Origin of the sequence: Paraplanobispora siamensis, from assembly GCF_016863175.1 — a bacterium.
In the GTDB taxonomy this organism is placed as follows: domain Bacteria; phylum Actinomycetota; class Actinomycetes; order Streptosporangiales; family Streptosporangiaceae; genus Planobispora; species Planobispora siamensis.
The window spans coordinates 82,984-97,027 of record NZ_BOOJ01000053.1 but is presented as its reverse complement, the minus strand read 5'-3'; the positions used below and the strand labels follow the sequence as shown (position 1 = coordinate 97,027).

14 protein-coding genes are annotated in these 14,044 nt (G+C 74.1%); 7 read left to right on the top strand and 7 right to left on the bottom strand.

Annotation, left to right across the window (positions count from 1 at the left end):
- The first annotated feature begins 5 nt into the window (after positions 1 to 5).
- Both Psi01_RS30815 and menD read left to right on the top strand, forming a co-directional pair.
- Positions 6 to 971 carry an o-succinylbenzoate synthase gene (locus tag Psi01_RS30815; protein WP_275424615.1) on the top strand — a complete coding sequence of 322 codons (966 nt, stop codon included), beginning with the start codon at positions 6 to 8 and terminating at the stop codon, positions 969 to 971.
- Positions 968 to 2,623 (top strand): 2-succinyl-5-enolpyruvyl-6-hydroxy-3-cyclohexene-1-carboxylic-acid synthase, encoded by a 1,656-nt coding sequence (gene menD, locus Psi01_RS30810; protein WP_204067637.1) that lies wholly within the window; start codon positions 968 to 970, stop codon positions 2,621 to 2,623. The genes Psi01_RS30815 and menD overlap by 4 nt, the downstream gene beginning before the upstream one ends.
- Positions 2,624 to 2,674: 51 nt before the next feature.
- On the opposite strand, the gene Psi01_RS30805 is transcribed toward menD, so the two are convergent.
- Positions 2,675 to 3,412: an ABC transporter permease subunit gene (locus Psi01_RS30805; RefSeq protein WP_204067636.1), complete on the bottom strand. Its 738-nt coding sequence runs from the start codon at positions 3,410 to 3,412 to the stop codon at positions 2,675 to 2,677.
- Positions 3,409 to 4,095, bottom strand: a complete 687-nt coding sequence (locus Psi01_RS30800) for an ABC transporter ATP-binding protein (protein WP_204067635.1) — start codon at positions 4,093 to 4,095, stop codon at positions 3,409 to 3,411. The genes Psi01_RS30805 and Psi01_RS30800 overlap by 4 nt, the downstream gene beginning before the upstream one ends.
- A gap of 335 nt (positions 4,096 to 4,430) precedes the next feature.
- Here Psi01_RS30800 and Psi01_RS30795 point away from each other — a divergent pair, with 335 nt between their 5' ends.
- The 3 genes from Psi01_RS30795 to Psi01_RS30785 all read left to right on the top strand — a co-directional run bounded on the left by Psi01_RS30795 (position 4,431) and on the right by Psi01_RS30785 (position 6,897).
- Entirely contained in the window at positions 4,431 to 5,621 is a 1,191-nt protein-coding gene (locus Psi01_RS30795) for a sensor histidine kinase (RefSeq protein WP_204067634.1), read from the top strand.
- Positions 5,618 to 6,361 (top strand): response regulator, encoded by a 744-nt coding sequence (locus Psi01_RS30790; protein WP_204067633.1) that lies wholly within the window; start codon positions 5,618 to 5,620, stop codon positions 6,359 to 6,361. The genes Psi01_RS30795 and Psi01_RS30790 overlap by 4 nt, the downstream gene beginning before the upstream one ends.
- Before the next feature lie 290 nt (positions 6,362 to 6,651).
- Entirely contained in the window at positions 6,652 to 6,897 is a 246-nt protein-coding gene (locus tag Psi01_RS30785; protein ID WP_204067632.1) for a hypothetical protein, read from the top strand.
- Between the two features lie 6 nt (positions 6,898 to 6,903).
- On the opposite strand, the gene Psi01_RS30780 is transcribed toward Psi01_RS30785, so the two are convergent.
- Positions 6,904 to 8,136, bottom strand: coding sequence for an FAD-dependent monooxygenase (locus tag Psi01_RS30780; protein ID WP_204067631.1), 1,233 nt, complete (start codon positions 8,134 to 8,136; stop codon positions 6,904 to 6,906).
- A 146-nt stretch (positions 8,137 to 8,282) separates the two neighbouring features.
- On the opposite strand from Psi01_RS30780, the gene Psi01_RS30775 reads away from it, so the two are divergent.
- The gene (locus Psi01_RS30775; RefSeq protein ID WP_204067630.1) at positions 8,283 to 8,876 is read left to right on the top strand and encodes a TetR/AcrR family transcriptional regulator; all 594 of its coding nucleotides are present in this window, start codon (positions 8,283 to 8,285) and stop codon (positions 8,874 to 8,876) included.
- Between the two features lie 16 nt (positions 8,877 to 8,892).
- Here Psi01_RS30775 and Psi01_RS30770 read toward each other — a convergent pair whose 3' ends face one another.
- From Psi01_RS30770 to Psi01_RS30760, 3 genes are all read right to left on the bottom strand, one after another.
- Positions 8,893 to 9,285 (bottom strand): Hpt domain-containing protein, encoded by a 393-nt coding sequence (locus Psi01_RS30770; RefSeq protein ID WP_204067629.1) that lies wholly within the window; start codon positions 9,283 to 9,285, stop codon positions 8,893 to 8,895.
- Between the two features lie 76 nt (positions 9,286 to 9,361).
- On the bottom strand, positions 9,362 to 10,639 hold the full coding sequence (locus Psi01_RS30765) for a response regulator (RefSeq protein ID WP_204067628.1): 1,278 nt from the start codon (positions 10,637 to 10,639) through the stop codon (positions 9,362 to 9,364).
- A 108-nt stretch (positions 10,640 to 10,747) separates the two neighbouring features.
- Positions 10,748 to 11,488 carry a GntR family transcriptional regulator gene (locus Psi01_RS30760; RefSeq protein WP_204067627.1) on the bottom strand — a complete coding sequence of 247 codons (741 nt, stop codon included), beginning with the start codon at positions 11,486 to 11,488 and terminating at the stop codon, positions 10,748 to 10,750.
- A gap of 284 nt (positions 11,489 to 11,772) precedes the next feature.
- On the opposite strand from Psi01_RS30760, the gene Psi01_RS30755 reads away from it, so the two are divergent.
- Positions 11,773 to 12,603: an inositol monophosphatase family protein gene (locus Psi01_RS30755; RefSeq protein ID WP_204067626.1), complete on the top strand. Its 831-nt coding sequence runs from the start codon at positions 11,773 to 11,775 to the stop codon at positions 12,601 to 12,603.
- 81 nt (positions 12,604 to 12,684) lie between these two features.
- Here the strand turns inward: Psi01_RS30755 and Psi01_RS30750 are convergent, their stop codons facing one another.
- Positions 12,685 to 13,989 carry a phytase gene (locus Psi01_RS30750; RefSeq protein ID WP_204067625.1) on the bottom strand — a complete coding sequence of 435 codons (1,305 nt, stop codon included), beginning with the start codon at positions 13,987 to 13,989 and terminating at the stop codon, positions 12,685 to 12,687.
- Positions 13,990 to 14,044: the final 55 nt, after the last annotated feature.

The following is a 14,044-nucleotide window of genomic DNA, read 5'->3' as shown; positions in this document are numbered from 1 at the left end:
CGATCGTGACAGTCGGTCGCCCGGAAGAGGGAACGGCCGGGTGGGACGGCGGCTCGCTCCGGGTCTTCCGCATCCCCATGCGCACGCGCTTCCGCGGTCAGACCGTCCGCGAGGGCGTGCTGATCGAGGGACCCGCGGGATGGGGCGAGTTCTCCCCCTTCCCCGAGTACGGCCCCGCCGAGTGCGCCCGCTGGCGGGCCTGCGCCGAGGAGGCGGCCTTCACCGGCTGGCCGGCGCCGTTGCGCGACCGGATCCCGGTCAACGCCATCGTGCCCGCCGTCGGTCCCGAACAGGCCCACGAGATGGCGCGGCGCTCCGGCTGCGGCACGGTCAAGGTCAAGGTCGCGGAGCGTGGTCAGAGGTTCGCCGAGGACCTGGCCAGGGTAGAGGCGGTGAGAGACGCGCTCGGCCCGTCCGGCCGGGTGCGGGTGGACGCCAACGGGGCGTGGGACGTCGACACGGCGGTGAGCGCCATCGCCGAGCTCGACCGCTTCACGCTGGAGTACGTCGAGCAGCCCTGCGCCACGCTGGAGGAGCTGGCCCGGGTCCGGCGGAAGGTGGAGGTGCCGATCGCGGCCGACGAGTCGATCCGCCGCGCCGAGGACCCGCTGCGGGTCAGGGCCGCCGAGGCCGCCGACATCGCGGTGGTCAAGGTCCAGCCGCTCGGCGGGGTCGCCGCCGCGCTGCGCGTGGTGGAGGCCTGCGGGCTGCCCGCGGTGGTCTCCAGCGCCGTGGAGACCTCCGTCGGCCTGGCCGCGGGGGTGGCGCTGGCCGCCGCCCTGCCCGAACTGCCCTACGCCTGCGGCCTGGGCACCCTGTCCCTGCTGGAGGGGGACGTGGTGGCCGACCCGCTGGTCCCGGTCGACGGGATGCTCGCGGTGTGGCGTCCCACCGTCGATGAGGCCGCTTTGGCACGCTATGAGATGGAGTCACCCGCCTGGGTGCGCCGCCTTGAGGAGGCAGTCCGGTGAATCCCGCGACCGCGCTCGCGACCGTGCTGGTCGATGAGCTGGTGCGCTGCGGCCTCACGGACGTGGTGCTCGCCCCCGGCTCCCGTTCGGCCCCGCTCGCCCTGGCCGCGCACGCCGACAGCCGGATCCGGCTGCACGTGCGCATCGACGAGCGCTCGGCGTCCTTCCTGGCCGTGGGCCTGGCCCGGCGCGGCGAGCGCCCGGTCGCGCTGATCTGCACCTCGGGCACCGCCTCGGCCAACTTCCATCCGGCCGTCATGGAGGCCCACGAGTCGGGGGTGCCGCTGCTGGTGCTCACCGCCGACCGGCCGCCGGAGCTGCGCGACACCGGGTCCAGCCAGACGACGGACCAGCTCAAGCTGTACGGCACCGCGGTGCGCTGGTTCAGCGAGGTCGGCGTCCCCGAGGAGCGGCCCGGGCAGGTCGCCTACTGGCGCTCGCTGGCCTGCCGCGCCTACCACCGCTCCCTGGGCCCGGACGACCCCGGCCCGGTCCACCTGAACCTTTCCTTCCGCGAGCCGCTGATCCCCGACGGGGACTCCTCCTGGTGCGAGCCGCTGGACGGCGGCGCCGGCGGGCCATGGGTCCGCGCCCGGGTGGCGCCCCCGACGGTCGCGCTGCACCTGCCCCCCACCCGGCGGGGCGTGCTGGTGGTCGGCGACGGCGCCCCCAACGTGCGCCGCTACGTCGCGGCGGCGGGCATGGCGGGCTGGCCGGTGCTGTCGGAGCCCAACGGCGGGGCCCGCTACGGCGACCACGCGATGTCGGCCTACCACTACCTGCTGGGCACCCCGGAGTTCGCCGACGCGCACCGGCCGGAGGTGGTCGTCACCCTCGGGCGCCCCGGCCTGTCCCGGCCGCTGCTCAACTGGCTCAAGCGCGCCGACGAGCACATCGTGGTCGCCCCCGACCTGACCCGCTGGCCCGACCCGACCCGCTCGGCCACCCAGGTGGCGCAGGCCGTGGAGATCCCGATCGCGGCCGGCGACGACACCTGGCTGCACTCCTGGCGCCGGGCCGACACCGCGGCCAGGGACGCGATCGACGGGGTGCTGGACGGTTCGGGGCTCAGCGAGCCGCGCCTGGCCCGCGACCTGGTCGACGCGCTGCCCAACGGGTCGCTGCTGGTGTCCGGCTCCTCCATGCCGATCCGCGACCTGGACCAGGCGATGCGGCCCCGGCGCGGGGTGCGGATCCTGGCCAACCGGGGCGTGGCCGGCATCGACGGGGTGGTCTCCACGGCGATGGGCGCGGCGCTGGCCCACACCGGCCCGGCGTTCGCGCTGATGGGCGACCTGACGTTCCTGCACGACCACAACGGGCTGATCCTCGGCCCCCGCGAGCCGCGGCCCGACCTGTGCCTGGTCGTGGTCAACAACGACGGGGGCGGGATCTTCTCGCTGCTGCCCCAGGCCGCGCTCCGCGACCCGTTCGAGCGTGTCTTCGGCACCTCGCACGGGGTGGACCTGGCCTACCTGGCCGCCGCCACCGGCACGCCGTACACCTTCGTCGACGCGCCGGACCAGCTCCCCAAGGCCATCCGCGGCGAGGGGGTGCGGATCGTGGAGGCGCGCACCGACCGCGAGACCAACGCGGTCCTGCACGCGACGATGCGCGAGGCGGCGAGCGCGGCGATCCGCGCCGCCCTGTGAGGCCGGCCGGGCCTCGCACGGCCCGACCGGCCCCGGAGCGACGCCGCCTCCTCAGGCGACGTCACGGCGGAGGGCGATCAGGCGGGCGGCCATGACGATCGCCAGCACGTAGGCGGCGAACAGCGCCCCGCCCGCCCACGCGGGCAGCAGTTCGGCGTCGCCGATGCTCATCCCGGCCAGGGCGCGGGCCGCGCCGGCCGGCAGCCAGCGGCCCAGGCCGGGCAGGAGCATGGTCAGCAGATAGTCGGCGTACATGAACCAGAGCATGGCCACGACGACCGCCGTCGTCTGGTTGCGGATGAGCGCGCCCAGGCCGACGCCGAGCAGGCCGTACCCGGTGACGGTTACGACCGCGCCGGCCAGGGCCGCCGGCACGCCCGGCGCCGTGACGGGATGCCCGCCCAGCCGCAGCAGCAGCGCCCCGGCCGCGAGGGTGGCCAGCGCCGCGACGGCCGCGACGGCCAGCCCGATGATCCCGTAGGCGGCCAGCTTGGCGTCGACCACCCGGCCTCGGTCCGGGGTGACGAGGAACCGCCAGGTGATCGTCTGGTGACGGAACTCCCCGGCCGTGCCGGAGATGCCCAGCAGCAGGGTGAAGACGTAGGCCTGCTGGGCCATGGCGTAGACGTTGCGGACCCGGTCGTCGGCGGGCAGCGGGCCGTCCGTCCCCATCAGGGCGACCCCGAGTCCGGCCCAGAGCACGCAGGTCACCGGGGCCAGGACGGCGAGGGTCCGTACGGTACGGCTCGCGCGGGCCCGGAGCAGCTCGGCGCGGATCAGGCGGTTCACCGGATCGCCTCCAGATAGATCTCCTCCAGGTCGGAACCGGGCGTCAGCGGGCCGGTGAAGACCGCCTGCCCCTCCGAGATGATGATCGCGTGGTCGGCGATCTGCTGGATCTCCGCGAGCACGTGGGTGGAGACCAGCACCGTACGGCCCTGCAGGGCGTAGGCCCGCAGGAATCCGCGCAGCCAGTGCACGCCCGCCGGATCGAGGCCGTTGGCGGGCTCGTCGAGGATGAGCGTGCCGGGATCGCCCAGCAGCGCGCCGGCCAGGGCGAGCCGCTGGCGCATGCCCAGGGAGAACCCGCCCACTCTGCGGTCGGCCGCCTCGGTGAGGTCCACCTGCTCCAGGACGTGCGCGACGCGCTCCGGGGCGAGCCCGGCGGCCGTGCGCAGCGTCTCCAGGTGGACGCGGGCGGTCAGGCCGGGATGGAAGGCCGCGGCCTCCAGCACCGCGCCGACCGTGGCGAGGGGGTCGGCGAGTTCCCGGTACGGCCGGCCGTCGACGAGGGCCGATCCCCAGGTGGGGGTGACCAGGCCGAGGATCATGCGCAGGGTGGTGGTCTTCCCCGCCCCGTTGGGACCGAGGAAGGCCGTGACGGTGCCCCGCTCGACGTCGAACGACAGGTCGTCGACGGCGCGCACGCGGCCGAAGGACTTGCTCAGGTGGGTGACGGTGATGGCTGACATGCTCCGACGGTGCATCGGGAGGCCGCTCCGGTTCACGGACCCGTGGACGGATCCGCCGATGTCCGGCCGGGGACGGAAGGCTCCACCCACGGGAGGAGGGGATCGCGCCGCGCGGGGAGGGCGACCTCTGCCGGGAGGGGCCGTCGTGCCGCTGTGCGGGGGTACGCCTGGGAAGGGGGCGTCGTGCCGCTGTGCGGAGGGCCGCCTGGGGAGGGGGGCGTCGTGCCGCGTGGGGGACGGTCTCCGCCGGGGAGGGGCCGTCGCGCCGCGGAGGGAGGATGATCTCCACCCACGGGTCCATGACGGGGGCGGGCGGTCGGGATACCGTGGCGGCCGTGTCCTGGTTGCGTTGTCCCGTCGTTCTGCGGGCCTTCGTCGTCCTCCTGGCGGGTCAGCTGCTCGTCGGGACCGGCTGGGCGACGGTGCAGGCCGCGCAGCGGTGGGGGTGGGGCGCGGGCGCGGCGGTGCTGGTGGTCGGCGCGGCCGCCTCCGGCTGCTGCCTGTGGGCGCTGGTGCGGGAGGGGGAACGCCGCAACGCCGTGCTGTTCGGCCTCGCCGTGTCGGGCGGGCTCATCCTGCACGCCGCCGTCCCCCACACCGGCGCGGCCCTGCTGTACGCCTCCGTCTGGCTCCTGCCGTTCCGGGCGGAGCTGCGGCCCGCGGCGGTGCTGGCGGTCACCGGCACCGCGGGCTTCGCTGTCGTGTCCCTGCTGTCCGGGATGGAGGGCGGGCCGCTGGTCGGCAACACCCTGGGCCTGGCCTACTCGGCGGCGATGGCCTTCCTCATCCGGCAGCTCGCGCTGACCGGGGAGCGGACGGCGGAGGTGGCCGAGGCGCGGGCGCGCGAGGCCGTGCTCGCCGAGCGCACCCGGCTGGCCCGCGAGGTGCACGACGTCTTGGCGCACTCCCAGTCGGCGCAGATCGTGCACCTGGAGGGCGCGCGGTTGCTGCTGGGACGAGGGCAGGACCCGGCGGCGGCGCTGGACCGGGTCGAGCGCGCCGTACGGCTGGCGCGGACGGGCCTGGAGGAGACCCGCCGGGCCCTGGACGCGCTGCGCGGGCAGGAGCTGCCGCTGGCCGAGCGGCTGGAGCGGCTCGCGATCGAGTTCCGGTCGGTGACCGGCGACGAGTGCGTCGTGTCGGTCGCGCCGGACCTCGGGCCGATGGAGGCCGAGGCCAGGCTCGCGGTGGCCCGTACGGCTCAGGAGGCGCTGACGAACGTGCGCAAGCACGCTCCGGGGGCCTCGGCCTCGGTGACGCTGCGCCGCTCGGGCCGCTGGTGCGAGCTGGAGGTGCGCGACACCGGAGGGTCGCCGGGGTCGCCGGGGTCCTTGGAGTCTTCGGGGTTCTCGGGGTCGCAGCCCCCGGCCGGGTCCGGCTACGGGCTGGTGGGCATGCGGGAGCGGGCCGAGCTGATCGGCGGCTCCCTGACGGCGGGACCCTGCGCAGAGGGGTTCGGCGTGCTGCTGCGGGTTCCCGCGCACGGCGGGGGCGACGACGGCACGGCGGAAGGCGGGCGGGGATGATCGGCCCGGGCGGGGAGGCGCCGGATCCCGGCCGTCCGGAGCCGGACGGAGGTACGGCGGGCAGTCCGGGCCTGGGCGGGACGGGGCCGGGGCGCGGGGTGCGGGTGGTGGTCGTCGACGACCAGACCGTGGTGCGTGAGGGGCTGGTGCTCCTGCTCGGTCTGCTGCCGGGGATCGAGGTGGTGGGGACGGCGGCCGACGGCGAGGGGGCGGTCGAGATCGCCGGGAGGCTGCGGCCGGACCTCGTGCTGATGGACCTGCGCATGCCCCGGATGGACGGGGTGGAGGCCACCCGCAGGATCCGCTCGGCCTGTCCCGAGGTGCAGGTCCTGGTGCTGACGACCTACTCCGACGACGAGTCGGTGTTCGCCGCGATCCGGGCGGGGGCGCGCGGCTATCTGACCAAGGACACCGACGCCGAGGGGCTCGCCTTCGCGCTGGCGGCCGTGGCGGAGGGCAGGGCCCAGTTCGACCCCGAGGTGCAGCGCAGGCTCGCCGAGGCCGCGGCCGGGACGCGCCGGGTCTCCCGGCTGCCGGACGGCCTGACCCCGCGGGAGGCCGAGGTGCTGCGGCTGATCGCGGCCGGTCGCTCCAACGGCGAGATCGCCGGGGAGCTGTTCATCTCCGAGGCGACGGTCAAGACCCACATCAACAACCTGTTCGCCAAGGCGGGCCTGCGCGACCGGGCCCAGGCCGTCACCTACGCCTTCCGGAACGGCCTCGCCCCGGACGGGCGCTGACCCCGGCCCCGGGGGGTGTCCGGACTCCTGATCCCGGCCTGAGGGTCACCGGAGAGCCGGGACCGCGCGCCTGATCGGCGCGAGGAATGAAAAGCGATTGTCGGCGGACTTTGCTGGGATATGAGGCTTTTCTAGCGGCAGCAACCTTGCTGCACCTTTTATGCACTTTGGTGGCTACGTCTGAGCGGCTCACTGGAGGAAGTGAGCCGGATCACAACGCCCACGGCGCAGGGATCCGGCACCGGCCTCCGACCACGAGGTGCACCGCCGCTCCGCAAGGGATCTCCGCCATGACTCACATCGCCACCCTCAGCCTCATCCTCCGCATCGTGACCAACCTGCTGGGCCTGCCCCTGGTCGCCGGAGCGGTGCTGGCCCTCGGTGGCGCGACCGGCGACGCGGCCCTCACCACGGCCTACGCGCAGGAAGGGGCCCGGACGGTGCCGGTCGTGACGCTGGAGGAGCTGCTGAAGCTCACCGAGAAGGAGGTCCTCGAGAAGGTGAAGTCCAAGAGCGCCGTCAAGGCCCGCGTGTGACGTACGTCAGAGGGCGGCCGGGCGGTCCGCGGGGCGGGGCGCGTAGGGCTTGAGGGTGATCGCGTTGGCGGCCCTGTGGATCGGCGCGACGACCTTCGCCATCATCCGCTCCTTGCCCGGCAGCCTGTCCATCAGGCCGAGCATCACCATCGACATGCGGACCTGCCCGCGGGTGCGCATCACCATCCGCTTGACGTTGGCCGGGCCGAGCTTCTGGTTCGCCGCCGCGAACGGCCGCATCTCCCGCTCGTAGGCGGCGAACCCCTCCCGGTGGTCCCCGCCGGCCGCGGCCAGCTCGCCCGCCAGCACGTACGCGCCGACCAGGGCCAGGCTGGTGCCCTGGCCCGAGGCGGGCGAGGCGCAGTACGCGGCGTCGCCGAGCAGTGCCACCCGGTCCGACGACCACCGGTCCATGCGGACCTGGCTGATCGAGTCGTAGTAGAAGTCCGCGGCGGTCTCTGCGGACTCCAGGAGGCGCGGCACCTCCCAGCCCTCGCCGGCGTAGACGGAGGCCAGGGCGCGCCGCTGTCCCCCGGGGTCGCGCGGCTCGCCGTCCACTGCGGCGGCGTCGAACAGGAACATCGCCCTGGCGCCGGCGTCGCCCGCCGTGCTGTAGGCGAGCACCGTCCTGCCGGGGCCGATGTAGGTGACCTCCTCGCGGTCCAGCCCGAGGTGGTTGGGCACGCCGCAGATCGAGATGCGGTAGCCCAGGTCGTGGACGAACCGCTCCTGCGGCCCGAACGCCAGCGCGCGGGTGACCGAGTGCAGGCCGTCGGCCCCCACCACCAGGTCGAAGGCACGGCTGCGCCCGCTCGCCAGGTCGACCTCGACCCCGTCGGGCGTCTGGCGCAGGGCGGTGACGGAGTCGCCGAAGAGATAGGCGACCGAGTCCCGGGTCCGCTCGTACAGCAGGCGGTGCAGGTCGCCGCGGAGGATCTCGGCGTCGCCGTGCGTCCGGCCGCCGAAGGTGTCGCCGTCCATGCTCGCCACCCGCCTGCCGGTCGCGTCGACGACGACGCCGCTCCGCACGTCGGTGCGCATCGCGCGGATCTCCTCCAGCAGGCCCATGCGCTCGGCGACCGTGAGCGCCGCGCCGCGGATGTCGACCTTGTAACCGCCCGCCCGGACGGCGGGGGCGCGCTCCACGACGGTCGGGGTGAAGCCGTGCAGCCGGAGCCAGTAGGCGAGGGTGACGCCCGCGACACCGGCGCCGGAGATCAACACGTTCGCGTTCTTCATCACTGCGGCTCCCTGCCGTCGGTCTCGGTCCGGGCGATCGCCTCGGACAGCACTGACGGTACAAGCGTTTCAGACGATCGTGCAAGACGATTGTTCAAAACATCTGTGTTAGACATCTGTTCAAGAAAACGGGTAGGGTCGGCGGCATGGGCAACCGAGAAGACCTGCTGGACGGCGCCAGGCGTTGTCTGCTGGAGAAGGGCTACACGCGCACGACCGCGCGTGACATCGCGCAGGCGTCCGGGGTCAGCCTCGCCGCCATCGGCTACCACTTCGGCTCCAAGGACGACCTGCTGAACGAGGCGCTGCGCGGCGCGATCGAGGAATGGGGCGACCAGATCGCCGCGGCGATGGCCGGTGCGGCGCCCGCCGACGCAGGCCCGGCCGAGCGGTTCGAGGCGACCTGGACGAGCATCCTCAAGGCCTTCGCCCGGACCCGGCCGCTGTGGGCGGTCCAGTTCGAGGTCCTGGCCCACATCGAGCGCACTCCGGAGCTGCGCAGCAGCTTCGCCGCCGCCAACCGCCAGGCCCGCCTGGGCCTGGCCGAGCTGTTCGGCGTCGAGGTGGAGGCGCTCGGCCCGCGCCGGGCGGAGATGGTCGGCGCGTACTTCCAGGCCCTGCTGTCGGGCACGGCCGCGCAGTGGCTCATGGACCCCGACGGCGTGCCGTCGGCGGGTGAGCTGCTGGACGCCGTACGGGCCGTCTGCGCCGGGCTGGGGCCCGCGGAGACCGCCGGGTGACAGCCGTCCCGCCGCCTCAGACGGGCCGGGGGACGATCGGCAGGCCGGAGCGGAGGTCGTCGAGGACGTCGGCGAAGTGGGCTTCCGCCTCGGTGAGGGCGGACCTCAGCAGGGCTGAGCGGCCACCGGTCCCGGCCGTGCCGGCCAGCTGCTCGATCTCGGCGCACAGCGCCGCGACGGAGTCCACCCCGAGGTTGGCCGCCGCGCCCTTCAGCGCGTGGGCCCGCTGGGCCGTCGCGGCGTGGTCCGCGGCGGCGACGGCCGCGTCGAGGCCGGCCAGCATGGCCGGAGCGCGCTCCAGGAAGGAGGCGACGAGCCTGCCGATGAACTCGATCTCCTGCGGGCTGCCGTCCTCCACCAGGTCCGCCAGGCGCGCCCGGATGCTCAGCGCGGTGCCGGGGGCGGTCATCGGCGCCGCCGGGGGAGGGGGGCGGAGCGAGCCATGGCCACCCCGGGCGTCGGGGTCGCCGGTCGGCGGGAGGGGGTCATGCCGCCACCGCCGTCGTCCCGGGGGCGGCGCCCTTTGCCGGGCCCTTCCCCGGGTTCCTCCCCGCGCCCGTCTTCGCATCCGTGCCCGCCTCCGGCACGATGGCCCAGACCGGCTCGACCAGCTCCACGATGTGCTTGTAGTTGGTCAGCCGCTCCAGGAGCATCTCGGTGACCAGGATCCCGCGGCCGATGAGCACCAGGCCGTTGACGGCGACGATGTCCTCGGCGATGCGCATGCCGACCTCCAGCTCGCCGATGCGCAGGGCGTGCACCGTCTCGTGCTCGGCCTCGATCCCCCGGATCCGGCGCAGCGCGGCCAGTGCCGGGCCGTCGTGGTCGCTCTGGTCCTCCATCGCGGCGATGGCGTGCTCCGCGGTCACGCCGCGGCTGGTGAAGGCCTCGAAATCGGTCGCCGCGCGTAGTACGGCGACGGCCGAGGCGACCACCGGGTCCGCCTCATCGGGTGCGTGCCAGTGGACGCCGCCGGCGGGCCGGAGCCCGCGGATGATCTCGATGACGTTCTCGAGCATCGGCACCCCGCCGAGCAGCCGGATCGCGGTGCCGGGCATGGCGTCGATCATCTTCTGCTCGTCCTCGGGCAGCGGCATGCCCCGGTCCAGCTTCTCCAGCACGCTGGGCGGCAGGGTCACCGCGCCGAGCTGGGAGGCCATGGCCGCGACCTCGATCTCCCAGGCGTTGCCCAGGCCGAGCTCGCCGCACAGGGCGCCGACCAGGTCGCGGATGCGCCCGGCGCGGGCGAAGGCCTGGGGGCTGGCCAGTTCCAGACAGCCGAAGAGCGCCTGCAGGCTTCCGCGGAGGGTCTTGTCCAGGATCTCCCGCTCGGCGCTGACCAGGCGGTGCCGTTCCAGCGCGTCGCGGACGGTGGCGCGCAGCTCCCGGGTGGGGCAGGGCTTGCACAGGAAGCGGAAGACCTGGCCGGTGTTGATCGCGGAGATGGCGGAGGTGAGGTCGCCCTGGGCGGTGTGCAGGACCCGGGTGATGTCGGGGTACTTCAGCCGCACGTGCCCCAGCAGCTCGATGCCGTCCATGTCGGGCATCCGCATGTCGCTGATGACGACGGCGACGGGTCCTCCGCGCTCGAGCATCTCCAGGGCGGCCAGCCCGTCGGGCGCGGTGATGACACGGTAGTCCGTGCCCAGCTGGTGGGTGAGCGTCTCCAGCACGGTCGGCTCGTCGTCCACCACCAGGACGGAGGGCGTCTCGCCGGTGAACACCGAGGAGCGCCGCCACAGCTCGTTCGACTCGTTCGACATCGCAGTCCCGTTCTTCTACGTCTGCCCCCTCGGTCGGCTCCGGCGCGCGGTTCCTGAGGCAAACGGCGGCCCTTCCGGGTGCGGGACGGGAGCGGGCGGCAGGACGGGTCAGCGCTCGATGAGGGTGACCTCCAGGGAGTAGTGCGAGGCCCGGTAGACGTGGGAGCCGTGCTCGACGGCCCGGCCCTGGTCGTCGTAGGTGGTGCGGACCATGGTGAGCAGCGGCGCGCCGCGCCGTTCGTCCAGCAGCCGGGCCTCGGTCGCGCCGGCCGCCCGGGCGCCTATCCGCTGGTTCGCCACCCGCATGCGGACCCCGGCCGAGCGCAGCAGCTCGTACAGGCCGCGTTCCTGCAGGCTCTCGGCGGCCAGCGGGGCCAGGCCCGAGGGCAGCCAGTTGTGCAGCAGCGCCAGCGGCTCGCCCCCGGCGTAGCGCAGGCGCTCCATCCGCAGCACCTCGGTGCCGGCCGGGACGCCGAGGATCGTGGCGATCTCCTCCTCGGCCGCCAGGGACTCCAGCGAGAGCACCCGGGTCGCGGGCTCCTGCCCGGCCCGGCGCAGGTCGTCGTAGAGGCTGGTCAGCTCCACCGAGCGCTTGACCTGGCCGTGCACGACCTGCGTGCCGACGCCGCGCTTGCGCACCAGCAGGCCCTTGTCCACGAGGTACTGGATCGCCTGGCGGATGGTGGGCCGGGACAGGCCCAGCCGGTCGGCCAGGAGGATCTCGTTGTCCAGCCGGGATCCCGGGGGCAGGTCGCCGCGCCGGATCGCCTCGGAGATCTGCTCGGCCACCTGGAAGTACAGCGGCACCGGGCTGGACCGGTCCAGATCGATGGCGAGATTGGCGGTCATCGGCCCCTCCTGCGGCTGCGCTGCGTGATCAGTTTAGCGGACATCATAATGTCCTGACAAACAAGGTCGCGGCACCGGTCAATCGCGGGGTAACCGTGTCCTGACCGGGTCTTACCTGCTTGTCTGGAGGTGTGCCCGCCCCGAGATCATCCCGCGTGCCCCGCGCCCGTCCGGCCAGGTCGGCGGGGATTCCCGGACCGGATTCCCGCATGGGAGGCGGCGGACCGGGAAGTGAGGGCCGGACAGCCCCCCGACCAGGCCGCGGACGTCACTGGAGGAAAGACATGAACCTGACCACCTCGCGTGAGCTGTCGGAGATCGCCGGGCAGGCCGCCCGCGCGGTGGGCGACCGGCTCCGCAAGGCCTTCAGGTCACGGCCCTCGGTGGAGACCAAGAAGGACTTCCACGACCCGGTGACCGAGCACGACCGCGCCGCCGAGGAGACCATCCGAGAGGTCCTCGCCGAGCGCTGCCCGGGCAGCACGGTGGTGGGCGAGGAGGGCGGCACCGCGGCCGGCGCCGCGGGAGAGTCCGCCGGGAGCGGGATCCGGTGGTACGTCGACCCGATCGACGGCACGGCGAACTTCGCCGCCGGCATACCGTTCTTCTGCGTGTCGATCGCCGCGGCGGAGGGCGACGAGGTGGTCGCGGGGGTGATCTACGACCCGCTGCGGGACGAGATGTTCCGCGCCGACCTGGGCGGGGCCTGGTGCGACGACGTACGGCTGCGCAGCGCCGGGGCGGCCCGCGACCGCGAGGCGGTGCTGCTGAGCAGCTATCCCGGCCCCCACGACCTGGCGGCCGACGGCCGGGAGGCGCTGCTCCGCTTCGGGCGGATGGTGGAGTCCTTCGCCTCGGTCCGGCGCCCGGGCAGCACCGCGCTCAAGCTGGCCCACGTCGCCGGCGGCTGGGCCGACGTGGCCTACGGATCCGGTGTCAGCCCCTGGGACGTGGCCGCCGGGGCGCTGCTGGTCCGCCAGGCCGGGGGCGCCTACCTCCCCTTCGGCGGGGCGATCCTCAAGCCCGGCGGCTACATCGCCCACGTGGGCGGCTTCGACCTGGCGGGCTCGGTCATACGGGAGATCGCGTTCCCGGACGCGGGCCGTACGGCATGAGCGGGATCCCGCGGTCCGGACGGACGCCCCGCGGCACCGGCCCGAGCGGGGACGGTCACGGGGCGCCCGCACGGCACGGGTTCAGCGGCGGGGGTTCCAGCCGCGGGTGTCGACGGCCAGGTCGTGCAGGTCGGCGACGTCGTCCCACTCGACGAACTTGAAGTTGGTGTTCTCCCGGTCGCCGTCGGCGGGCAGGTTGGCGCCGTCGTGGACCACCAGGAGGCCCTCGTCGAACTTCTCGCCGAGCGGCACGTTCATCACCATGGCGCCGTCGCTGTGCTCGGCGGCGTCGATGCCGTCGTCGGCGCCGACGCGGAACTGCCCGAGATAGGCGTTGGCGCCCTCGCGCCGGTAGACGGCGAAGGTGCTGTCACCCTGGCTGGAGGCCAGCAGGTACCCCTTGCCGCCGGAACGGTGGTAGATGGTCAGCCCCTCGGCGTCGGCCGTCAGGTGCGTGCCGCCGAAACCGGGGTCGGCGCCGAAGGCGCACTCCTCGGTCCCGGGGTCGTAGGTGCCCGGCACGCCGTACCCGCGGACCTTGTCCATCAGCACCGGCTCGCCGGTCAGGTCGGCGCGCATCCTCCAGATGCCCACCGTCTCCTGGGCGGCGTAGAGCACGTCCCGCTCGGCGTCTACGACCATGCCCTCGACCTGCGGCAGCTCGCCGGGCTCCAGGCACGGGCTCCAGGTGTTGCCGTCGGGCAGGGTGAAGGAGGAGGGCAGGCTGATCTGGCGGACCTTGTCGTAGCCGATCTTCCCGCCGGAGACGGTCTTGAGCCTCAGCAGCGCGACGGCCGTCTCGTGCCGCCGGCTGACCAGGACGTAGGCGCCGGTGGAGTCCTTCCAGACGGCCAGGCCGTAGGCGGTCTCGGCCTCGTTGACCTGCTCCTGCGTGGTGTTGAAGACGAACGGCACGGCCGGATCGGTGACGTCGGCCAGCGGGGCGCGCCCGGCGGCGGCCGCGGCCGGGTCGACGGCGTAGAAGCGGATGTGGTCGCGGCCCCGGTCGGAGACGGCGATCAGGTCCCGGCCGGCGAAGCCGTACAGGACGTCGGCGTTGTTGAAGCGGCCGGGCTCGTCGTCGTCGCCGGGGGCGGCGGGCGCCGGGATGTGCTGCAGCTGCGCGCCCTTGAGGTCGTAGGCGTACAGGCCGCCCTCCTTGGCGGTGGCGGCCACCACGCTCTTGCCGGGTCTGGTGGGATGGACCCAGATCGCCGGGTCGTCGCCGTTGGCGTTGCCTCCCGCCTCGTCGTCGAAGAGGGCGGGGGTCTCGACCTCGGGGTGGGCGGTGGGCACGCTGTCCGCCCCGGCGGCCTGGGCCGCGGGTAAGGCGGTGACCAGGCACGCGGCCGCCAGGGCCAGGGAGAGTCGTGACAGGGGACGCATGGCGCCTCCAGGTGGGGGTCGGGCTGATCGGCGCTCGATCATCTTGATGTCACGT